21 protein-coding genes are annotated in these 23,082 nt (G+C 44.1%); 20 read left to right on the forward strand and 1 reads right to left on the reverse strand.

Annotated elements, in window-relative coordinates; genetic code table 11:
- Window positions 1–4: 4 nt before the first annotated feature.
- The 3 genes from ACYTXU_RS04670 (at window position 5) to ACYTXU_RS04680 (ending at window position 2,008) form a co-directional block, all read left to right on the forward strand.
- On the forward strand, window positions 5–760 hold the full coding sequence (locus tag ACYTXU_RS04670; RefSeq protein WP_462208735.1) for a fructosamine kinase family protein: 756 nt from the start codon (window positions 5–7) through the stop codon (window positions 758–760).
- Between the two features lie 113 nt (window positions 761–873).
- Window positions 874–1,554, forward strand: a complete 681-nt coding sequence (locus tag ACYTXU_RS04675) for a hypothetical protein (protein ID WP_462208737.1) — start codon at window positions 874–876, stop codon at window positions 1,552–1,554.
- A 145-nt stretch (window positions 1,555–1,699) separates the two neighbouring features.
- Window positions 1,700–2,008 carry a hypothetical protein gene (locus ACYTXU_RS04680; protein WP_462208738.1) on the forward strand — a complete coding sequence of 103 codons (309 nt, stop codon included), beginning with the start codon at window positions 1,700–1,702 and terminating at the stop codon, window positions 2,006–2,008.
- An 80-nt stretch (window positions 2,009–2,088) separates the two neighbouring features.
- Here ACYTXU_RS04680 and ACYTXU_RS04685 read toward each other — a convergent pair whose 3' ends face one another.
- The gene (locus tag ACYTXU_RS04685) at window positions 2,089–2,679 is read right to left on the reverse strand and encodes a Maf family protein (protein ID WP_462208740.1); all 591 of its coding nucleotides are present in this window, start codon (window positions 2,677–2,679) and stop codon (window positions 2,089–2,091) included.
- Window positions 2,680–2,858: 179 nt separating this feature from the next.
- Here ACYTXU_RS04685 and ACYTXU_RS04690 point away from each other — a divergent pair, with 179 nt between their 5' ends.
- The 17 genes from ACYTXU_RS04690 to ACYTXU_RS04770 all read left to right on the forward strand — a co-directional run bounded on the left by ACYTXU_RS04690 (window position 2,859) and on the right by ACYTXU_RS04770 (window position 23,031).
- Entirely contained in the window at window positions 2,859–3,383 is a 525-nt protein-coding gene (locus ACYTXU_RS04690) for a YceD family protein (protein WP_012801116.1), read from the forward strand.
- A gap of 14 nt (window positions 3,384–3,397) precedes the next feature.
- Entirely contained in the window at window positions 3,398–3,562 is a 165-nt protein-coding gene (gene rpmF, locus ACYTXU_RS04695) for a 50S ribosomal protein L32 (protein ID WP_462208741.1), read from the forward strand.
- 171 nt (window positions 3,563–3,733) lie between these two features.
- The gene (gene plsX / locus ACYTXU_RS04700; RefSeq protein ID WP_462208743.1) at window positions 3,734–4,744 is read left to right on the forward strand and encodes a phosphate acyltransferase PlsX; all 1,011 of its coding nucleotides are present in this window, start codon (window positions 3,734–3,736) and stop codon (window positions 4,742–4,744) included.
- A 132-nt stretch (window positions 4,745–4,876) separates the two neighbouring features.
- A complete protein-coding gene (locus ACYTXU_RS04705) occupies window positions 4,877–5,839 on the forward strand; it encodes a beta-ketoacyl-ACP synthase III (protein WP_462208745.1) in 963 nt (320 codons plus the stop codon).
- Window positions 5,840–6,213: 374 nt separating this feature from the next.
- Window positions 6,214–7,143, forward strand: coding sequence for an ACP S-malonyltransferase (gene fabD, locus ACYTXU_RS04710; RefSeq protein ID WP_462208747.1), 930 nt, complete (start codon window positions 6,214–6,216; stop codon window positions 7,141–7,143).
- A gap of 54 nt (window positions 7,144–7,197) precedes the next feature.
- The gene (gene fabG / locus ACYTXU_RS04715; protein ID WP_462208749.1) at window positions 7,198–7,944 is read left to right on the forward strand and encodes a 3-oxoacyl-ACP reductase FabG; all 747 of its coding nucleotides are present in this window, start codon (window positions 7,198–7,200) and stop codon (window positions 7,942–7,944) included.
- A 220-nt stretch (window positions 7,945–8,164) separates the two neighbouring features.
- On the forward strand, window positions 8,165–8,404 hold the full coding sequence (gene acpP / locus ACYTXU_RS04720) for an acyl carrier protein (RefSeq protein ID WP_012801122.1): 240 nt from the start codon (window positions 8,165–8,167) through the stop codon (window positions 8,402–8,404).
- Window positions 8,405–8,611: 207 nt separating this feature from the next.
- Window positions 8,612–9,850: a beta-ketoacyl-ACP synthase II gene (gene fabF, locus ACYTXU_RS04725; protein WP_462208751.1), complete on the forward strand. Its 1,239-nt coding sequence runs from the start codon at window positions 8,612–8,614 to the stop codon at window positions 9,848–9,850.
- Window positions 9,851–10,083: 233 nt separating this feature from the next.
- The gene (pabC, locus tag ACYTXU_RS04730) at window positions 10,084–10,929 is read left to right on the forward strand and encodes an aminodeoxychorismate lyase (protein WP_462208752.1); all 846 of its coding nucleotides are present in this window, start codon (window positions 10,084–10,086) and stop codon (window positions 10,927–10,929) included.
- A gap of 43 nt (window positions 10,930–10,972) precedes the next feature.
- Window positions 10,973–11,977, forward strand: coding sequence for an endolytic transglycosylase MltG (gene mltG / locus ACYTXU_RS04735; RefSeq protein ID WP_462208754.1), 1,005 nt, complete (start codon window positions 10,973–10,975; stop codon window positions 11,975–11,977).
- Window positions 11,978–11,992: 15 nt separating this feature from the next.
- Window positions 11,993–12,643 carry a dTMP kinase gene (tmk, locus tag ACYTXU_RS04740; protein ID WP_462208755.1) on the forward strand — a complete coding sequence of 217 codons (651 nt, stop codon included), beginning with the start codon at window positions 11,993–11,995 and terminating at the stop codon, window positions 12,641–12,643.
- Window positions 12,640–13,638: a DNA polymerase III subunit delta' gene (gene holB, locus ACYTXU_RS04745; protein ID WP_462208757.1), complete on the forward strand. Its 999-nt coding sequence runs from the start codon at window positions 12,640–12,642 to the stop codon at window positions 13,636–13,638. Before tmk ends, holB begins: the two co-directional genes overlap by 4 nt.
- A 58-nt stretch (window positions 13,639–13,696) precedes the next feature.
- Window positions 13,697–14,047 carry a PilZ domain-containing protein gene (locus ACYTXU_RS04750; protein ID WP_018624994.1) on the forward strand — a complete coding sequence of 117 codons (351 nt, stop codon included), beginning with the start codon at window positions 13,697–13,699 and terminating at the stop codon, window positions 14,045–14,047.
- Window positions 14,048–14,070: 23 nt separating this feature from the next.
- Window positions 14,071–14,856: a TatD family hydrolase gene (locus tag ACYTXU_RS04755; protein WP_462208759.1), complete on the forward strand. Its 786-nt coding sequence runs from the start codon at window positions 14,071–14,073 to the stop codon at window positions 14,854–14,856.
- 49 nt (window positions 14,857–14,905) lie between these two features.
- Window positions 14,906–17,761, forward strand: a complete 2,856-nt coding sequence (locus ACYTXU_RS04760) for a M16 family metallopeptidase (protein WP_462208761.1) — start codon at window positions 14,906–14,908, stop codon at window positions 17,759–17,761.
- Window positions 17,762–18,303: 542 nt separating this feature from the next.
- The gene (locus tag ACYTXU_RS04765) at window positions 18,304–20,364 is read left to right on the forward strand and encodes a S8 family serine peptidase (protein ID WP_462208763.1); all 2,061 of its coding nucleotides are present in this window, start codon (window positions 18,304–18,306) and stop codon (window positions 20,362–20,364) included.
- A 201-nt stretch (window positions 20,365–20,565) separates the two neighbouring features.
- A complete protein-coding gene (locus ACYTXU_RS04770; RefSeq protein ID WP_462208765.1) occupies window positions 20,566–23,031 on the forward strand; it encodes a S8 family peptidase in 2,466 nt (821 codons plus the stop codon).
- Window positions 23,032–23,082: the final 51 nt, after the last annotated feature.

A 23,082-nucleotide genomic window follows, 5' to 3' on the forward strand; every position in this document is an offset into this window, starting at 1 on the left:
TCAGATGTTCCATAAAAGTAACAGTTCGCAATTCAACGACCACCTTGTGCAGGAAGCGAAAGGTCTTGAACTGTTGCGCGAGACTATTCAAAAGCATCAAGTTCCACACCTCAATATCCCCAAAATAGAATCGGTTTCTGATGAACAGCTGGTGTTGCAGAAAGTTAATGGTTCAAGCTGGAACCCGCAACTGATGAAACAGCTCGGAGAAGGGCTGGCCCATTTGCACAAAGTTAAAGCTCCACACTATGGGCTGGACGAAGATAACTATATTGGACTCAACCCACAGGTGAATGGACGTTTTGATCATTGGGGGAAGTTCTTTGTTGAACAACGCCTGCTTTATCAGACCAATCTAATCAAAGACCAAAAAATTAAGCGCGTGCTTGAGGAACCTATTCTTGAGCGTAAAGATTTATTGGAAACCTGGCTCAACCGCCACTGCATTCATCCTAGTCTGGTGCATGGGGATTTGTGGTCAGGCAATGTCCTGTTTGATGACCAAGGCCCATGGTTGATTGACCCTGCGGTCTATTATGGCGACCGCGAAGTGGATCTGGCTATGACCGAAATGTTCGGCGGCTTTAGTGAAAGCTTCTACGACGGCTACGACTCAGTGTATCCCAGAACCAACGCTTACCCACAAAAGAAAGTCATCTATAATCTGTATCATTATCTGAACCACTACAATCTTTTTGGCGGAGCTTATTTGCAGTCCTGTAGAAATTTAATTGATCAAATCCAACATCACTTTTATTAGGCTATGGGAAAATTGGATTTAAATGTGCTTATTGGTATTCTTGGCTTGCGAGCATAAACTATTACCGAATATTCCAAACCGAAAGTCGAACTACTTATCTAAGGCAATATTTAATGAGTTATAAAGAGCTAATTGCGCAGTTGAACGTTGCGTTTGATACTGAAAATGACCCAATGATGCTGGCTTCATTGAAAGATATGTATTACGAATTTAATGATCTAGATGCCGGTTTGCTGTTTGCCATAAATTCAATGATGTGCTCTGAAGGGTATTTTGAGGAGTCTGAAGAAACTCTTATTGATTTGTTAGATACTAGATTAGAACAATCTGCAGCTGTTTGGCTTTTATATATGCATACTCGAATGTTCACGATATATGATAATTTAGATAGAGCTGTAGAGTCTCTGTATAAGTTTCCAAAGTCCTCTGTTGGTAATTATGCCCTTGCTTTTTACCATGATTACAATAGTAATAATACATTATCAAAGCATCACATAGATATATCAATTGAATTGGATGAATACCCGGCGAATCTGATATTTTATGCGAGGAATTTCTGCAAAGAAAGAAAACAGAAGCTTGCATATATTGAGAAAGCCCTAAAAAATGTCATAAAACGTGATATCGAAGAAGATGCTTTTCCCAATACAATTAATGAATATTTAGATGATTATAACAATGAGTTACTTCTTCAAAGGATTGTTACAAGTTCAAACTGGCGAATAATGACTCGCGAAGCTGAAGAGTTAAGAGGAGGTTTTTGGCAGAAAGTAAGGTCTATCATTGGTGGTTAATAAGTAGGGTGCGTCGAGATGCACCGAAGAACTTTAAAGTCACTCAGGTGGCTTACTGAGAAGCGGTATGCTTTTAGCAACATTTGTCTGGATCTAAGAATTGCGGTAAAACACTTAGCACTAAGAATAGTTAGGAAATTATAAAATGGAAAGACGCCAGTTAATTTTGATTTTTTTAATGCTTCATGTTGTTTTTTATGGAATAGGTTTTTATATGTCGTTGATGTTTAGCAAGCAAAATTGGCAGGTGTTTTTAGTAAGTTTGCTCTTGATTGCTTTAAGCCAGAAATATGTCTTCCTATTTCAATGGTTAAGAGAAAAGTCAGATGAAACCTTTGAAGTTATAGACCCGAATGAACATATCAGTGTTAATGATGCCATTGAGCGCTATAAAGAAGCTGAGCGTATCAGGCGCCAAAAGAGTAAGTGGTATGAGTTTTGGAGCTGGAGCTAGCCATCATCTTTTAACGGTGCGTCACGACGCAGGGTCTGCCCCCTTGGGTACCCTACATATCTACGAACCTTAATAGGTATTTAAATAAGCTCTACCCCAAACTCTCTAAGTTTTATTGCCAAAGCTATCAGGGGCAGTCCTATCAAGGCTGTTGGATCCTTGGACTCTATGGCTTCAAATAGCACTATTCCCAATCCTTCACATTTAAATGAACCTGCGCAATCAAAAGGCTGCTCTTTTTCAAGGTAGTTGATGATTTCTTTTTCGTTGAGCTGTCTGAACTGCACTTTGGTGGCGACGACTGTGGTGTTCTGTGCTGTTTGATTTGCGTTGGTGACGCATAAAGAGGTGTAGAAGGTGACGGTTTGACCTGAGCAGGTTTTAAGTTGCTCAATGGCTTTGTCCATGGTTCCGGGTTTGCCGAGTATTTGATTGTTGAGAACGCAGACCTGATCCGAGCCGATGACCAGGGCATCTGGGTGATTTACTGCAACGGCAAGGGCTTTCTGTTGCGCCAGACGGGCTACTAACTCTATGGGCTCTTCATCGGGAAAGGGTGTTTCGTCGATATCGGGCGATAGAGCTTCGAAATCATCCAGAATACGGATTAGAAGCTCTTTGCGGTACGGCGAAGAGGAGGCGAGGATAATGCGGGTTTTAGAAGTATTCATCGGTGCTTTTTATCTCGGCTTTTATTCGGGCTTTTCATTAGGCTTTTTGTTAGAGAATCAGTTGCTTAGGAGCAATTGTGTAAGATTTGGCTAAAAAAGCAATCAAATAGGCGAAATTTGCTTAAAATTAGCGGGTTTGCTTTGACTAGACCACAAGATATATGTATTATTGCGCGCCTATGTCAAGTCGCAGGTTCCCGGCATCGCTCAGTCCCAATAAATTCGTGGACCAGGGCAAAGAAATAGATGCCACCCTTGAGATTGATTATTTTGAGCGTTTTCGCCAGTTGTTGAATTCATCAAAAGGCGAAATTCACTGTAAAATCAATGGTGAGAGGGTTAAAGATACTCGTACAACTTCACTGCATGTGGCTCTCACTGGTGAAGTCGAATTAGTATGTCAGGGCTGTACTGAACCTTTTATGTTCAAACTTGACCGCCAAGCAGTTTTGCGTCCGGTTTACTCGGAAGAGCAAATGAACAACGCCCCAGATGATGTGGAGCCTGTGCTTGTTGGCGAAGACGGATTAGATATAAAATCAGCAGTAGAAGATGAGCTGATTTTAACACTACCACTCATACCTTTATTCGGTGAGTGTAAAGAGCTGGAGACCTACCAATCAGGTGAGCTTCCAGAAGAAACAATTGAGCAGGCAGAAAAGGATAACCCTTTTAATGCCTTAAAAGATTTAAAGTTTGATTAAGCAGGAGAAACCTCATGGCTGTACAAAAGAATCGTAAAACTCGCTCTACGCGTGGCATGCGTCGTTCACACGACTCTTTGAGCGCACCAACATTATCAGTTGAAAGTGAAACTGGTGAAATCCATCGTCGTCACCACGTGACTAAAGATGGTTTCTATAAAGGTCGCAAAGTCGTTTAATTCTTTTCTAGAGAGTTCTTTGCAGAACCTCTAAAGAAGAACAGAGTTAAGTCCGAAACAATTTATTATTAAATGCTAGTTTCAATGCTGGCTAAAACAATGATAAGTTTACCGTTAACAACCGATTTATGTTGACCTGTTACCGTGACTAAAACTCTAGCAATAGATTGTATGGGGGGCGATTATGGCCCCTCAGTTATTATTCCAGCGGCTTTAAAAGCGCTGGAAATCCATTCTGATATCACTATTTACCTGGTTGGCCATCAAGAACAGGTCAAAAAGCAGGTTTCTCAACTCAATCCCCAAGCATTTGATATTTTCGGTGACCGTTTGCGTATTCAGCATGCGTCCGAAGTTATTGCTATGGATGAAAAGCCTTCTCAGGCCATTCGAAATAAATCCGATTCCAGTATGCGCGTCAGTTTGCAGCTCGTTCGCGACAATGTGGCAGATGCTTGCGTGAGTGCAGGCAATACTGGCGCTTTGATGGCTTTGGCGACTATTTTAATTGGCACCTTGCCTGGTGTAGAGCGTCCTGCGATTGTTGCAGAACTTCCGAACAAGAAGGGCACTGTGAGCCATATGCTGGATCTTGGCGCTAACATTGATGCCAGCGCAGAGCAGCTGACCAGTTTTGCCATGATGGGCCATGTCTTGTGTCAGGCGGTTGATGGCAAAGATGATCCTAAAGTCGCCTTATTGAATATCGGTGAAGAGCAGAGTAAAGGGCGGGATAGCATCAAACTGGCTGGCGATATCCTGAGCAAACAGGCGGAAATTAATTACGTTGGCTTCATTGAAGCAAACCAGATTTTTAGCGGTGATGTCGATGTTATAGTTTGTGATGGCTTTACCGGTAATAATGTCCTTAAAGCCTGTGAAGGGATTACTCGTTTCCTGTATGATCAGCTGAAGGTTGAATTTACCCGTAATTGGCGCAGCAAGTTGATTGCGGCGATGGTTAAACCGGTCTTAAAAAGTTTCCAAAAGCGTATCAACCCCGACCAGTATAATGGGGCAAGTCTGTTAGGATTACGCGAAATTGTGATCAAGAGTCACGGTTCTGCTGATATCAAAGCGACTTTGTGCGCTATAAATAAAGCGATTTCAGAGATTGAGCGTCAAGTTCCTCAGGAAATCCAGAATAAAGTAAGCCACCTGGTTTTGCCGATAGAACATTAATCTATTGGAGTATGCTTTTAACATCCGGGTGGTCATTAAGATTTGTAGATACTCAGTGGATTTTTTCTCACAAAGTCGGTAAATGAGACGTTTGTAGATAAATATCCGGTGAATGATTAAAGGGTTGTAAGTGTGAAATATTCTAAAATTCTTGGTATGGGCAGCTACCTGCCAGAAAAAGTTTTAACCAACGCCGATCTTGAAAAAATGGTTGATACCACTGACGCGTGGATCACAGACCGCACCGGTATTAAAAAACGCCATATTGCTGCTGATGATCAGTCAGCTTCTGATTTGGGGTTCGAAGCGGCCAAGAAAGCCATCGCTAATTCAGGCATTGATGCCAGCGACATAGACATGATCGTCGTCGGTACTGCAACGCCGGATAAAATGTTCCCAAGCGTTGCCTGCTATATTGGGCACGCCTTAGGTATTGGTGGCGTACCAGCATTTGATATCACTACCGCCTGCCCAGGCTTTGTTTATGGTTTAAGCATCGCTGACCAATTTATCAAAACCGGTCATCGCAAAAACGTTCTAGTCGTTGGCACAGAAGTGTTATCGCGCCTGGTGAACTGGGATGACCGTTCAACATGTGTAATCTTCGGTGATGGTGCGGGCGCAGCTGTCGTCACAGCAAGTGAAGAGCCAGGTATTCTATCCACCCATATCCATGCAGACGGTGGCTATGGCGACCTCTTGTACTGTAATAATGGTCTAAGAGGGCAACTGGGCGAGTTCCCAGAGCCACAAATCGTAATGCGTGGCAATGAAGTCTTTAAGGTTGCAGTGAAAACACTGAGCCAAATCGTCGATGAAACCCTCGCAGCCAATAATATGCAAAAAGAAGATATTGATTGGTTGATCCCTCATCAAGCAAACATCCGTATTATTCAAGCTACAGCTAAGAAGCTCGGTGCTTCAATGGATAAAGTTGTGGTGGCGGTTGATCGCCACGGCAATACATCCAGTGCCTCGATTCCACTGGCCATGTGCGAGGCGATTGAAGACGGTCGTATTAAGCGCGGTGATGTGTGCTTGTTGGAGAGTTTTGGGGGTGGGTTTACTTGGGGTTCCGCCCTTATACGTTATTAAGCAAAAGAGCTAATACTGCGCTGAGGCTTTGTTATCGAATGTTTGAAAAGCTTGTTATTGAGTGGACTCAACGCCGCACTTTCCAAACATCGATGCCGCGCCTCAGCATTGTCTAGCTCTTTTTCGGTTATACAAATTGAGGAATTGCTTACATTTTGTCATTCCCGCGTAGGCGGGAATCTATAAATGCTTTTTTAAGAGAATGGACTCCCGCCTTCGCGGGAGTGACGAGGATAAGTTTATAAGTAACGTAGGGTACTGCTTTGATCTCAATGCAGTGCTATGAGTCGTTTAATCACATAAATCGCTGCTGATTCTTTATAAGATTCAGCTTTAAATAAATCCGATAACCAATTGAATAAAAAGATTTAATTATGAGTAAAACAGCATTTATCTTTCCAGGTCAGGGTTCGCAAGCGGTTGGTATGCTTAGCGATATCGCTGACAAATATCCTATCATCGAGCACACTTTTGCTGAGGCTTCGGAGGCTTTGGGCTACGATCTTTGGCAGCTGGTGCAAAAAGATGAAGAGGGCAAATTGAACCAGACTGAGTTCACGCAGCCAGCTTTGTTAACAGCCAGTGTTGCTTTATGGCGTTTGTGGCAGCAGGAAGGCGGTACTAAACCGGCATTCCTGGCAGGTCACAGTCTGGGCGAATACAGCGCTTTGGTAGCTTCCGGCGTGATTGAACTAGGCGATGCCGTTAAGCTGGTCGAAGCACGTGGTCAGTTCATGCAATTGGCTGTTCCTGCCGGTACTGGCAAAATGGCGGCTATCATTGGCTTGGATGATGAAAAGGTTCGTGATGCCTGTGCTGTTGCAGCACAAGACGAAGTGGTTGAGGCGGTTAATTATAACTCGCCTGGCCAGGTCGTTATTGCCGGTAGCGCCGATGCTGTTGAGCGCGCCATGGAAGCCTGTAAAACTGCCGGTGCTAAGCGTGCCTTGCCGCTTCCTGTCAGTGTTCCTTCGCATTGTGCACTAATGCGTCCGGCGGCCGATAAGCTTGCTCACATGCTTGAAAGTATCAATATCAGTGCGCCGACCATTCCAGTGATCAATAACGTGGATGTGGCTGTTGAAACCGATCCGAAAGCGATTAAAGATGCTTTGATTCGTCAGCTGTACAATCCTGTTCGTTGGACTGAGACGGTTCAAAAACTGAAATCAGAAGAGGCTCTAAACTTATTCGAATGTGGTCCGGGCAATGTGTTGTGCGGTTTAGCCAAGCGTATTGACCGCGAGCTGAATGCTGCACCACTAGCCAGTTTAGACAAGTTTGAAGAAGCGCTTTCAGACTGATCACAGAAATGAGTTTTGCTGACAAAACAGAATACATCAGAAAGGAAAGACACCATGAGTTTGAATGACAAAATTGCTTTAGTGACTGGCGCCAGTCGTGGTATAGGCCAGGCTATTGCTCACCGTTTAGCCCAATCAGGAGCGACTGTTATTGGGACAGCAACCTCTGAAAGCGGTGCTGAAAAAATTACTGAGAACTTTAAAGCTGCCGGTTTAAATGGCATAGGCATGGCGCTTAACGTCACTGACCCAGAGAGCATTGAAAGCGTTTTAGACGCCATCAAAGGCGAACACGGACGTACTCCAGATATTCTGGTCAATAATGCTGGTATTACGCGCGATAATCTTCTTATGCGTATGAAAGACGAGGAGTGGGAGAGTATTCTGAATACTAACCTGACTTCAATTTTCCGCCTGTCAAAAGCCTGTTTGCGCAGCATGATGAAGTCCAAGTGGGGCCGCATCATTACTATCGGTTCTGTGGTGGGCACTATGGGCAACGCAGGTCAGGCTAACTATTCAGCCGCTAAAGCCGGTTTGATTGGTTTCTCCAAATCATTGGCCCGCGAAGTAGGTTCGCGCGGTATTACGGTCAACGTGGTTGCTCCGGGCTTCATTGATACCGACATGACCAAAGCGCTTAATGATGACCAGAAACAAGCCATGTTTGACCAGATTCCGATGGCGCGTTTAGGTCAGCCAGAAGAGATTGCCAATGCCGTGAACTTCCTGGCTTCCGAAGAGTCAGGGTACATTACCGGCGAAACGATTAACGTTAATGGTGGTATGCATATGGTTTAGAGCAGTTATGCCAACCAAGCCTGGTTTAGGATATTGGCTATATAACAGCTTTAAATTAACAAACTGTCATATTAAAATAGCGACCAATTCTGCTATTATGCAAAACTTGATGCAGGTCTGACCTTTGCTAAAAAAGTGAATTTAAACTTGCAAGTTTGCTGGAGTTAACTAAACTACCGTCGCAGTATAATACTGTGATATACAAGAGGATTTAAAACAGATGAGTACTATCGAAGAACGCGTAAAAAACATCGTTGTTGAGCAATTAGGTGTTAAAGAAGAAGAAGTGACTGCTGAAGCTTCTTTTGTTGATGACTTAGGTGCGGATTCATTGGATACCGTTGAATTGGTTATGGCTCTTGAAGAAGAGTTTGATACTGAGATTCCAGACGAAGAAGCTGAGAAAATCAACACAGTACAAGCCGCTATTGACTACATTAAGGCGAATGTTGACGCGTAATTTAACTCGTCTGCAATCTATTCGTAATAGTTAGCGAATGTAAAATGGGTAAAATACGAAAGTATTTTGCCCATTTGTGTTTTTATAGCTTAAAAAAACTCTGGGCGAAATGAGCCCTATCTGTGGCTGAAGCAATGTTCTGTTGAAATAATTAAGCGTAAAGCTTTCGGCAGAGCTGATAACAAACCCTGACGTGAGGTGATTTCCTTGAGTAAACGTAGAGTTGTAGTTACCGGTTTAGGCATGTTAAGCCCGCTTGGTAACAACATCAAAGATTCTTGGGATGGTATTTTAGCATCGAAAAGTGGTGCCAATATGATCGAGGATTTTGATGCCAGCAATTTAAGTACCCGATTCGTGTGTTCGGTTAAAAACTTTGATGCTGAGCCAGTATTGGCCAAAAAAGATGCACGTAAGATGGATATCTTTATCCAATATGGCATTGTGGCTGGTGCTCAGGCATGGGAAGACTCTGGTCTGGAAGTCACTGAACAAAATGCACATCGTATCGGTGCTTGTGTTGGCGCAGGTATCGGTGGCATGACGACCATTGAAGAAACGACCATATTAAATCATGAGCGTGGGCCTCGACGCATTTCTCCGTTCTTTATCCCGGGCTCCATTATCAATATGATTTCAGGCCATTTGTCGATCAAGTATGGTTTGAAAGGTCCTAATATTTCTATCGTCACTGCCTGTACCACTGGTGTGCATTCCATTGGTCATGCTGCGCGCATGATTGCTTATGGTGATGCCGATGCCATGTTAGCCGGCGGTGCTGAAAAAGGCTCTACACCTGTCTCAATCGGTGGTTTTGCTGCAGCAAAAGCGCTTTCTACGCGTAATGATGATCCGCATGCTGCTTCGCGTCCCTGGGACAAAGACCGCGATGGTTTTGTGATGGGTGATGGCGCTGGTGTGATGGTGCTGGAAGACTACGAGCATGCCAAAGCACGCGGTGCAAAAATTTATGCCGAGGTGACAGGCTTTGGTATGAGTGCCGACGCTTTCCACATTACTTCACCGCCAGCTGATGGCGAAGGTGCAGCCAGCTCAATGCAAAACGCATTAAATGATGCAGGCCTAAATCCAGAAGACATTCAGTACATTAATGCACACGGTACCTCAACACCAGCAGGCGACTTAGCTGAAACCAATGCGGTTAAAACAGTGTTTGGTGATGCGGCTCGCAAAGTGATGGTTAGCTCAACGAAATCTATGACCGGACACTTGTTGGGTGCTGCAGGTGCTGTTGAAGCGATCTTCAGCATACTAGCGATTCAGGATCAGGTGGCACCGCCAACAGTGAACCTGGATAACCCCAGTGAAGGCTGTGATTTGGATTACGTACCGCATACCGCCCGCCAAGCTAACATTGAACATACTTTGTGTAATTCCTTTGGCTTCGGTGGTACTAATGGCTCATTGGTGTTTAGTAAGGTTTAGCAAATTTCCGATTGCCGATATTCCTTATAGGATGGGTTAGGATTTATCCGTAACCCATTAATTTGAAGTAGCTTGATGGGTTACGCTTTGCTAACCCATCCTATAAGTCTGGCTTGTTGGTTCGGCATGTTTTATTGAGGCCCTCATTTGAGGGCCTTTTTGCTGTCAGGCTTTTAAAATAGTGCTAATAAATTTGCGCTGTATCTTGTTTGCTTTTGCATTAGAATGCTTTGATGAATTCGAAAGACACTCACATTTTATCGGGCCATACATGGCTTAATGGTCAGCCGAGTCAGGAGGTGGCGATCTCGGATCGTGGCTTGCTGTATGGCGATGCATTTTTTACGACCATTAAAGTCACTGGTGGCCGAGTTGAGCATTGGGCTTTGCACTCTGAGCGTTTGATGTTTAGTACCAAAAGGCTTGGTTTCCCGTCTCTAGACTTAACACTGATTGAAGCGGAGCTACAGGCTTTCGTTAAAGAACAGTCGGGCGTTTCGCAGTCTATTGATGGGGTTGTGCGGTTGACGATTAGTCGAGGCTCGGGTGTAAGGGGTTATAAAGCGCCTGTCTCGCCAGAAGTGCAGCGTATTTTGAGCTGGTCGCCTATCCCAACAGCCGAAACGTTTGATGAGGGCGTTCGTCTATCCATTTGCTCAACCCCGCCAGTGATTCATCCTGCTCTCGCGGGTGTGAAGCACTGCAACAGGCTGGCTGAGGTGCTGGCGGCTGAGGAAGTTCCGCAGGAGTGCTTTGATGGCATTATGAGCCTTAATGACAAGGTGATATGTGGCACCAAATCAAATATCTATTTTTATCTTAATGAGCAGTGGCAGACGCCAAAGTTAGACCAGGCCGGGGTTAATGGTACAGTTCGACGTTGGTTGTTAAATAGCCAGCCTGGCTTTGTAGAAGCGAACATAATCCACAAAGATTTAGCTTCAGCTCGCTACTGCTTGGTATCTAATGCAATAGTCGGTATTATTCCCGTAGTTGCCATTGGTTCAACCAAGTTTGAGCTTTATCCTGACTGGCAGGAGTTGGCTCAAAGCTACCGCCAGGCTGCGTTTGCAAAGTGATGCATCATAATTCTTACTACAATAATTGATCTAAAGAGTATTAATGAAAAAACCAATATTGACCTTTTTTATTTTGATCGTCCTTATTTTTTCAGGTGTCACCTGGTATTTATGGAATGGATTTCAGGACTTTATTCAGCAGCCGCTAGGTATTGAGCAAGAGCTCGATGTTCAAAAAGGAACCAGTGCCTATAGTTTGGGCCGTCAGTGGCAACAAGACGGCAATATCCAGCAGTTCTATTACTACCAGCTGTTACTTAAACTTAAACCCGAATTGCGCCCAATAAAGGCTGGCAACTATGCGATCACTGCTGATATGACAGCGGTGGATGTGTTGCAAAAGCTGGTTGCGGGCGATGTTATCAAGTATCAGTTTTCAGTTATTGAAGGTTCCAATATCTATGAACTGTTGATCGCATTAGAGCTCAACACAGATTTAACTCATGAGATTGATTACAGTCTGGAATACGAGACTATTTTTGACGCCATGCAATTTGTGGGGCAACAGCATCCTGAAGGCATGTTTTATGCGGATACTTATCAGTTTATTAAAGGCGATTCCGATTTAGATATTCTTAAACGTGCTTATGGGCGTTTGCAAACCGTATTGGACGAAGAGTGGGTTAAGCGTGCCGATGGATTGCCCTATGAAACGCCTTACGAAGCCTTAATCATGGCATCGATCATTGAAAAGGAAACAGCGGTTCCGGCTGAACGTCCAGAAATCTCGGGAGTGTTTGTGCGTCGTATTGAAAAGAACATGTTGCTACAAACCGACCCAACTATTATTTATGGTTTGTTGCCGGAGTTCGATGGCAACATTCGTTACAAAGATATTCGCAGTCCACATCCGTGGAATACTTACGTCCATCGTGGCTTGCCGCCAACACCGATAGCGATGGTGGGACGAGAGGCGATTCAGGCGGCGTTAAACCCTAAACCTGGCGATACTTTATACTTTGTGGCTAAAGGTGATGGTAGCCATCATTTCAGCAAAACATTAGAAGAGCATAATCGAGCTGTTCGTAAATACCAATTAAAGCGATAGTGGTGAGTGGATAGTATGACGAACATTAGAGCAGGCAAGTTTATTACCATCGAAGGGACTGAAGGTGTTGGTAAGTCCACCAACATAGCCTTTATCAAAGCTTGGTTCGAAGCGAAGAATATTTCGCTACTGCATACGCGTGAGCCAGGCGGCACACCTTTAGCAGAAGAGATTCGCGAACTGCTTCTATCTCAACGGGAAGAGGCGGTAGATGCTAAAAGCGAGCTGTTGTTAATGTATGCAGCAAGAGCTCAACATGTCAGCCAGAAAATTAAACCAGCACTGGAACAGGGGCAATGGGTGTTGTGCGATCGTTTCAGTGACGCCAGCTTTGCGTATCAGGGAGCGGGCAGAGCGCTTGGTCTTGATAAACTCGTTGCGCTGGATCAATGGGTGCTGGAAGGTTTTAAACCGGATTTGACGATACTGTTGGACTTGCCAGTGGAAGTGGGTTTGTCGCGTGCACAGGAGCGTGGTCCTATCGATCGCTTTGAAGAAGAGAAGGTGGAGTTTTTTGAGCAGGTCAGAAATGGTTATTTGCAGATTGCTCAGCAAGAGCCGGACCGGGTCAAGATTGTCGATGCGCGAGGAAGTTTGGAAGAGGTTCAGCAACAGATTGAACAGGTTCTTATTAATTTCTATCAGCAGCAGGTATCCGACTCATGACATCCATTGAAGCATGGAACCAAAGTCGCTTTCAGCGGGTGCAGGATCAATTCCAACAAGGCTCACTACCACACGCTGTTCTGTTAATGGGGCCGGAAGGGATTGGTCGAGAAAACTTTGCTCAGGCACTGGCTCAATGGCTGCTATGCCTCAATCGCCAGGAAGAAGCCTGTGGCGAGTGCAAAAGCTGCTTCTTGTTCGATGCTGGCCACCATCCTGACTATCATCTACTGGATATTGAGCAGGATAAGACCCAAATTTCAGTAGGGCAGGTGCGTGAGCTGATTACCTCAATGCAGGAGTCATCGCATCAAGGCGGCTGGAAAGTTGCCAATATTGCTAATGTGCAGGCCATGAACGCAAGTTCATTTAATGCGCTTCTTAAAACGCTGGAAGAGCCGCAACAGAATACTTTGCTTATCCTGCAGACCTCACAATTACAAGGCGTCCCGCCGACCATTCGTAGTCGTGCCCAGCTGTTATCACTCAGCGTCGACGATCTGGAGGTTGTTAAGCAATGGCTGACCGAACGACAGGGCAATATGACACAAGCTCTTGAGGCCGCTGTGAACCTGTTTCCTCAAGCACCTTATAAAGCTGAAGACTTTGGTGTTAATGGTGATACACTGAAATATGCCGAGTTCATTGTGCAGATGAATGATCTGGTCCAGGGAAGCAATACCCCCATCCAAATGGCTCAGTTTTGGCATGAAGAGGTGGCGGATGCGGTGTTTTGGATGCAACTGATGGTGCGCGATATTCTACTGCTTCAGCAAGTTGATAAAGAGCCTGATTTGCTCTTTACGCAACAAAAACAGGAGCTTGAAGCGCTTGCTAAAGCCATTAACGGGCAAGGTTGGTTGATGTTGTTGGAGAAAATAAATGAGCTTCAACGGTTGATTAAGCAAAAAAGTCCCGTTAATCTAATGGCATCGTGGCAAAGTTTGTTGATTTTTGTCACCCAAATTGCCAGTAAATACAAGCCACTAGGTTAATTTTATAATAAACTGGTTGATGGTTTTATCAGCTCTCATTGATTAAGGCAGTTACCCAATGCGGATAGAAAGAACGGGTCCCGGCATATTAACCATTCATGTCGAAGACAAAGAAGACCTCTACAAAGCTTATATGCCATTCCTGGAGAATGGCGGTATCTTTATTCAAACCAATAAAGAATATAACCTGGGCGATGATGTCTTTATGCTGCTTGCCATTATTGATGAGCCAGAAAAATTGCCGATTGCCGGTAAAGTTGTCTGGATCACGCCGATTGGTTCGCAAGGTAATAAGCGAGCCGGTATTGGAATTCAATTCAGCGATCAAGATAATGGTCAAACCAAAAATAAAATTGAAAACTTGTTAGCTGGCCGCTTGGATTCAGATAAACCTACTCATACGATGTAACTCATCTCACCTATTAATTTCTTATGCTTATAGATTCACACTGCCACCTGGATCGCCTTGATCTGGGTGCATACGATAACGACCTCAATAAAGCTTTAGATTATGCCCGCGAACGTGGCGTTAAACACATGCTGTGTGTTGGCATCACCATCGATAAGTTCGATGATGTGCGCATGATTGCAGAAGCCAATGATGATATTTCCTGTTCAGTGGGTATCCATCCTCTATACGATGCTGTGTCTGAAGCTGACGTTGATTTGTTAGTGGAAAAATCCAAGCATCCTAAAGTTGTTGCCATAGGCGAAACCGGATTAGACTATTTCTATAACAAAGATCCTGAAAACCATAAGTTACAACAAGAAAGTTTCCGCAAGCATTTGCGTGCAGCGCGACAAGTAGATTTGCCGGTAATCGTTCACACACGAGATGCTCGTCAGGATACGATTAATATACTGCGCGAAGAAAAAGCACAAGAGTGCGGAGGAGTTTTACATTGCTTCACTGAAAGTCTCGAAATGGCGCAAGCGGCACTAGAGTTGGGTTTCTATATTTCATTCTCTGGTATCGTGACCTTTAAAAATGCCGAAGAACTTAGAGAGGTATGCCGCCATATTCCTCTGGATAAATTATTAATTGAAACCGACTCGCCTTATTTGGCGCCAGTGCCTTATCGTGGTAAAACTAACCAGCCTGCTTACGTTAAAGAAGTAGGGCAGTTTGTTGCTGACCTGCATCATATTAGTTACGACGAGTTATGTGAAATCACATCCAGGAATTACCAGAATTTATTTAGAAAAAGTGTTATTTAATAAATTAGATGTGTTGTGCAAGAATTAATCTGACAATTAGGACGTATCAATGAAAAAAATACTACTTCTATTAGCTTTGTTCTTATCGGTTGCTGCGTGTCAGCACAATGGGGCGGTAAGTGAGGAGCAGCAAAGTCAAACTGCTCAGTCCGATGAATCGACAGATTTTAAAATCCCTTTCGAAAAGTATCAGTTGGATAATGGCTTGACCGTTATTCTGCATCAGGATAAGTCTGATCCGATTGTGGCAATGGCAACAATCGTGCATGTTGGATCAAACCGCGAAAAGCCGGGGCGTACCGGTTTTGCACACTTTTTTGAGCACATGGCTTTTAATGATTCAGAGAATGTTCCGCAAGGGTCCAACCGTAAGCTGATTGAAGAATTAGGTGGAACACGTAATGGTGGAACCTGGACTGACGGTACCATGTACTATGAAGTTGTTCCTAAAGACGCACTTGAGAAGTTAATGTGGATCGATTCCGATCGACTTGGTTTCATGATCAATACAGTCACTGACGGTGCTCTGGAAAGAGAAAAGCAGGTTGTTAAAAACGAAAAAAGACAGCGCGTTGATAATCAAGCATACGGACATACTCAGCATGTTATTCTTAAAAACCTTTATCCAGAAGGTCATCCCTACAGCTGGACAGTTATTGGTGATCTGGATGATTTACAGGCTGCGACACTTGCAGATGTAAAAGAATTCTATAGCGAATATTACGGCCCATCGAACGCCACGTTAGTGATTGCGGGTGACATTGATTTTGAAGAAACCAAACAAATGGTCGAAAAGTGGTTTGGCGAAATCAAAACGTCGGAACCGGTTAAGGATCCTGAGCCAATGCCTGTTGAGCTTAAAGAAACCAAAAAGCTCTATCATCTGGATAATTTTGCAAAGGTTCCTGAAGTTCGACTTACCTTTCCTACTATCGAACAATACCAGAAAGATGCTTATGCGCTGGATGCACTTGGTGAAATATTAAGTCGGGGCAAAAGAGCTCATCTTTATAAAGTGATTGTTGAAGAGCAAAAACTGGCACCTTCCGTTGCTGCCTATAATAGTTCTAATGAGATTGCAGGAACATTTACCATTCGCGTTCGAGCCAACGCCGGTGTTGATTTGGATGAAGTTAAAAAAGCAATTGATACAGCTTTAGCGAACTTTGAAAAAGAAGGCTTCAGTGATAATGACTTGAAGCGCATTAAAGCGAGACAGGAAACGTCTTTTTATAATGGTATTTCCAGTGTTCTGAGTAAAGCATTTCAATTGGGTATTTATCAGGAATACGCAGGCGATCCAGCTTTTGTTGCTAAGGCTATAGAAAACATTAAGAGTGTCACTCGTGATGATGTTATGCGTGTCTATGATCAGTACATTAAAGATCAAAATTATATAATGACTAGCTTTGTTCCAAAAGATGAGCCAACACTTATTGTTGATGGTTCAGTTAAAGCAGACGTAGTCGAAGAGCAGATTGTGCAAGGTGCAGAAAAAGAATTTGATGCTGATGCCGTTGCTGATTATGAAAAGACGCCTACCAAACTTGATCGTTCGGAGCCGCCTTTAAGTGATACACCGAAAGTTTCTATCCCCGAAATTTCTAAGTCGGTCGCTGATAACGGGCTGGAAATTTATACTATGAAGCATAGCGAACTGCCTATTGTCAGTTTTGCCATGCGAATAGATGGTGGAGCCTGGCTTGAGAAAGATGGACAATATGGCGTAGCGAACTTATTGGCTGAACTGATGAACGAAGGTACTGCAACTAAAAGCCCAGAAGAGCTGGAAGATGCTATTGGATTGTTAGGTGCAAGCATTCGTTTTGATGCCAATAATGACTCGGTTTTTGCAACAGGCACAACTTTAGCTAGAAACTATGAGCCGACTATGGATTTACTAAGCGAGATGCTGCTTGAACCTCGCTTTGATGAGGAAGAGTTCGAGAGGCTGAAAGCTAAGCAACTGAATAGCATCAAGCAAAGCGAAGCCAGTCCTTTTGCGGTTGCCAGCAGAGCCTTCTATAGCCAGATTTATGGTAAGGAGCATCGAGCCGGTATCCCAAGTGGTGGTACTTCTGAATCTGTTGCGGCCATCTCTCTTGATGATGTAAAGGCTTTTTATGATAAAGCCTTGTCACCAAAAAATGCTGCTATTCATGTGGTAGGGCAAATTAATCATCAACAAGTTAAGGCGGGTATCAAGAAGCTTTCCGAGGATTGGACAGGTGAATCTATTGCATTGCCCGAATATAAAAAGCCTCAGTCATTTGATTCACCCAAGGTCTTTTTCGTTGATATTCCTGATGCCAAGCAATCCGTGATTATCGTTGGTAAGCGTGGCTTGAGAGGAGATGACCCTGACTTTTATCCTTTCACAGTTGCCCAAAACCGTTTAGGTGCAGGCAGTAGTGCGCGCTTATTCCAAACGCTGCGCATTGAAAAAGGTTATACCTACGGTGCTTATACCAATATTGCCAAAGCTCGCTTTATTGCTCCTTTTATGGCTTATTCACAGGTACGAGCTAATGTCACTTTAGAGTCTCTGCAGATTTTCAAAGATCTGATTGGCAATTATGATGAAACCTTTGCTGAGCAGGATTTGAACATTACTAAGAACCTGTTAATTAAGCGGAGTACCCGTGAGTACGAAACGATTGAGAATCTTTTAACCATGCTAAATGAAGTGAGCAAGTTTGATTTGCCCTTTGATTTTGTGGAGAAGGAACAAGCCCAACTTGAAGCAATGACCGTTGAGCAGGCTAAGCAGATTTATCAGAAATATGCCAACGAGCAAGAAATGATATACGTTATTGTTGGCGATGCAGCTACTCAACTGGAAAGAGTCAAAGAGTTTGGTTATGGCGATCCAATCATGTTGGATCGAAAGGGTAATCGTTTGTAATTTATTGTTGTTTACAGGTGTTCTTTCCGATTCTGATGGTCACCCGTGAAAACTAGTAGTTATATAGAAAGCTTTAGGTAAGTCCAAGCTTTTTTCAGTTGGCCTTATATTGTTTGTTTCGCTACTCAGCGAGTTCCTTTTCTTTGCTTGTCCAAAGAAAAGGAACCAAAAGAAACGACACCCCGATATTGAGGCCACGCTTTGCGTGACTTCCTGCGTTACTCCCAAAATACTTGACGCACCAGAATTTACATCACATCCTTGTGCTGAAAATTCTTATCAAAATCATCCACGATTTTGATTGCTATATTTTGTACGTGCCTTAGCTCAATATAAAGGGGGGATTGGTGCTATGTTCAACAGATTAACGATTCTTCAACTTACAATATAATAGCTACTTTTTTCTTTCTCTTTTCTATCTCCTTCTAGGGGAAAACCCCTGCCTGATCTAGGGGCTTTACCTAATATCTCTTTTTCATGGCTTTGTGCATAGTCGTAGTCGAACTAAAAAATATTATTATTTTGACTACGAGGACCAAACCATGAAACCAACTGTATCAGTAATCACAGCCAGTGTTTTGGCAGCCGTAGCAGGGACCGCTCACGCAGATGCTATCATTGGACCAGAGTTAACAGAGATGTTACCTACGACACTAACTTCAACCAAGGTTGTTGTTACCACTCATGAACGCTCACAACTGGACGATGTCATGTTGACCCTCGGCCAGCCTTATTTAGCAATGAATGTGCTACCCATGGCTGGTGCAACTCTGACTAAATCACAAATTAATGCTTTAGCCAAAGATGAGCGTGTTAAAAGTATTTATTACGATGCGCCACTTAAATACTATAACTACAACTCCGGTGAGATCACTGGAGGTCACTATGTTCATGATGTTGAGAATGTTACCGGTCGTGGTGCAACCATTGCCGTACTAGATTCCGGTGTCGACGCAACTCACCCGGACTTACAACTTGGCTCTAAAGTGGTACAGAACGTAAAAATCGTTGGTGACCTTGATCTTGCCGGTGGCTTGAATTTATTCCTTGAAGGCGTGCCAAACAGTGACACCAGTTCAGGACACGGTTCGCATGTTGCCGGTACTGTTGCTGGAACAGGCGCAGCTTCTGCTGATGATGCTCGTCGCGCTAACTATCACGACGGCATTGCTCCAGACGCCACTTTAGTGGGTATTGGTGCAGGTGATGCTATCTCAATTCTTTACGCGATTGCTGGTTTTGATTATGCGATTGGCAACAAAGATAAATACGGTATCGATGTCATCACAAATAGCTGGGGTACTTCTGGAGGCGCAAACTTTGATCCTAACAGCCCTACAAACCAAGCATCTTATGAAGCTTATAAGCAGGGCATTATCGTCACCTTCGCTGCGGGTAACGATGGTCCAGGTGATAACACTCTTAATCCTTATGGTGTTGCACCATGGACTATTAATGTCGCAGCAGGTACCGAAAATCGCGATTTAGCAAACTTCTCAAGTCGTGGTGTTGCCGGTGACGAATTCAAAGCTCCTGATGTAACAGCGCCAGGCAGTAACATCATTTCAACAAAAGCATTGAATACTGCTTTACCTTTATTAGGTCCAGTTCTTGACCCTGAATATCCTGAGTATGACGTCTATTACGCAGGTATGAGTGGCACTTCAATGGCGACACCTTTTGTTGCTGGTGTGGCAGGCTTATTGCTTGAAGCTAACCCTGATCTATCTCCTGACCAAATCGAAGATATTATTCGTGATACAGCCGATCCAATGGAAGGTTACGAATATCATGAAGTGGGCGGTGGTCATATCAATGTTAAGGCCGCAGTTGAAATGGCTCGTGTCACTGAAGGTAAGCGTGCTGAGTTCATGGCTGGTAATACAAAATGGTCATCTCAGGGTAACTGGAAACTGGTTTCTGAGAATGACTCTATGATCGACTATGTGTCTCGCTGGAGCACTAAGTCAGACTCTGAGAGCACCGATGGAACTTACCAGGAAAGCCGTCGTAACAATGCTGAAGTGATGTTCAACTTTATCAGCGATAGCATTCAAATTCTTTACACCGCTAATAAAAAAGGTGGCCATGGAGAGCTGTTCTTAAATGGTCAAAGTAAGGGCATTATTGATTTTTATGCTCCAGAGACAACAGCGAAATCATTTGTACTAAGTGATTTAGATACGTCACAGGTACACAGCCTGTCCATCAGAAACGTTGAAGGTACTATCAATTTTGATGGCCTGAAAATGGATGGTCAACTGGTTGATAATGGCACCTCTATCACTACTGAACAACAAACCATCAGCGGTAACATTGGTCCATCAGCAGAGAACATTCAGTTCAATGACCATGTCATCACAGTTAGCTCAGATGCTGTGGCAATCGACGCAGTCCTTAGCTGGGCCGGGGTTGCTGACCTGGACTTCCAGTTGTTAGATGCCAGTGGCGCAGTTGTTGCCAGTAGCGCTTCCTTAGATAACCCAGAAGTCATTTCATTCAGACCAGAGCAGGCGGGCGACTATACGCTTAGAGTCAACGGATACATCAGTGTTTCAACCGACTATACGATAGATGTAGAGGTTTCAAACCTGATCCAGTAACTGCTCGTGAGAGGCGTTGGGGGCCTTCGGGCCCTCTTTTTTAATGTTCCTATCTATAAGAATAACCGCAACATTCCTCATTCATGATTGGGGGTTTTCCCTGATGAACTCTGAGTAGTTACACCGATAGTAAACAAGTCAAAAATGACTTGGAATGGTGTCTCATAGAAATAGATTTAATCACCAAGGGGTAGTTTATTTATGAATACTAATTTTAAACGACTGGCGTGTGCTGCCGCACTAGCTGGCTTTAGCATGAACGCAGCGGCTGAAGCTGTAATTGGCAGCGAGTTGCAGCAGAACCTGCAAACGATGTCGATAACAGACAACACGATGGCCGTTGTTACTTTTGATCAACTTGAACAGTTGGCACCAGAACAGGTTCAGTCTCTATTGGATCTGGGCATCACTGACGGCGTTCAGTTTAAATCTTTGCCGATTATTGGCGTTGTGGCAACACCGGTACAAATTGAAAAAATCAGCAAAATGAATGGGGTTCGCTCTGTTTTTGCCAATCGTAGCTTAAGTTATTTTAATGCTGATTCGCGTGAGCTAACCGGTGCGGAGAAGTTACAGACTAACGAATTTGCTCAAACCAATGGCATCAGTTTCACCGGTAAAGGTGTGACGGTTATGGTCAATGACTCGGGCATTGATGCCACTCTGGCCGATCTTGAGTATGGTTCAAAAGTAGTCGAGAACGTACAGGCCATTACTCATGCGCAGGCATTGTCTTTAACACCTACTGATGGTGTATGGATAGAAGGTCAACTAAACACAGACTTGAACGTCGGCCATGGTACTCACTGTGCAGGAACCGTAGCAGGCTGGGGCATTAGCTCTGACGGTAAATACAAAGGGGCAGCTCCTGATGCTGAGCTTGTTGGTTATGGTTCTGGTGCGGGTCTGTCGATACTTGATGCATTGGGTGGTTATGACTATGCCATCACGCATATCTATGATTTTAATTCTCCGATTCGTGTGATGAGCAACTCATGGGGTTCTAGCGGTAAGTATGAACCAAATGGGCCGATCTCGGTAGCGTCTTATAAAGCCTATAAGTTAGGTATGATTTCTGTATTTGCTGCGGGTAACAGCGGTGCAGGTGAAGATACGCATAACCCTTATGCACAGATCCCTTGGGGCATGTCGGTTGGTGCTGGTACTAAACAAGGCACTTTGATCGATTTTTCGTCGCGCGGTAAGCGTGATGAGAGTGGTACCTTTACCATGCCTGATGGCACTGAGTGGACTTATCACAATGAAATTTCAGTGGTAGCGCCTGGTGTTGATATTATTTCAACGCGCGCAAAAACAAATCTAGTTTCTAATGGTGGCGATGCAGATGTTGATGCTATTGAAACTGAATATCTTCCTTACTACACCATGATTTCTGGTACTTCGATGGCGACTCCTCACGTAGCTGGTGTCATTGCTTTGATGCTTGAAGCTAATCCTAATTTGACGCCGCTTGAGACCAAGCGTTTGATTCAGGAAACCGCTACCAACATGCCAGGTTATGAAAAGTGGGAAGTGGGTGCTGGTTATGTGAATGCGTATGCGGCTGTCGCTGCAGCATTAAACTATAACCCTGAGCATAGCGTGACTGTTAACAACTTGAATACTTTCAATGGCAACGCGATTGTTCTGCCGCCAGAGTCTCCTGAGCCTTTTGAGGTGTTGTATTCGCCAGTGGGTGAACCTGAGGTTCATGAGTTTACAGTCGGCTCTGATGCAGTGTGGGTTTCAGCTTCAGCGGAATCTTTAGCGAATACCATTAAGCTTAAACTTGAAGCGCCAGACGGTACCGCGTATTTCGGTAACTTAACCTTACCAGTATTAACCACGTCTATGCGTGTTTCTGCCCCGGCGCAGGAAGGCACATGGAAATTATCAGCTTACGGTTTAACTTCGTTGTCAGGTGTAGAGGCTGATCCGACTGGAACAACGAACGGTCCTGGTGTTCCTGAAATTGTTAGCGGTGAGATTGGTATTTTCACATCAGGTGGTTACGAAGGGCTTGATGATATAGCAGGGCACCCAGCTGAGAATGCTATTCAGTTTGCGACCAGTGAGCGTTTAGTTGACAGCTTTAATGATAAATTCTTCCGTCCTGATCGAGCACTGAAGCGTAAAGAGTTGGCCCAGTATCTGGTGATGGGAGCAGCTGTTCGCCAATATCGCGATTTATTGAACCAGCCTGTAGTGAGCTTCAGTGATGTGGGTAATGAGTTAGCCGCATTTGCTGAGTCTGCAAGCGCTACTGGTGGTTCATTGAAAGACCGAGTGCAAAAGCAGGAGGCTGTTATGTTAACTGAAGGTAGCAAATTCCGTCCTAATGACTCGGTAAACAGAGCTGAGTTAGCTTATTCGCTGGTACAAAGCCTGGGTTTGCAAGAGCAAGCGCAGAGTTTCACTGGTGATATTACGGTTAGTTACAATGGAAAAACGATAGTAGTCCGTGACCAAGATGAGATTCCTGAAGAGTTGCGTGGTTATGTTCAATTAGCTTTAGACTTATCAATTGTAGGCGTTCGCTACCATATTGAGCAGGGGCCCTTTGACTTAGAGCCTCAATTGGTTGCTTACTTTGAGCCAGGTAAGACTATCACTCGTGCAGAGTACGCAGTATTGATTGGTCGCTTTTATGACTCCTACTATCAATAGGATAGTGATGTAACTTGATAGAAAACTTTAGGTATAATATAGCTTATTCTT

The organism is Kangiella sp. M94 (assembly GCF_054926195.1).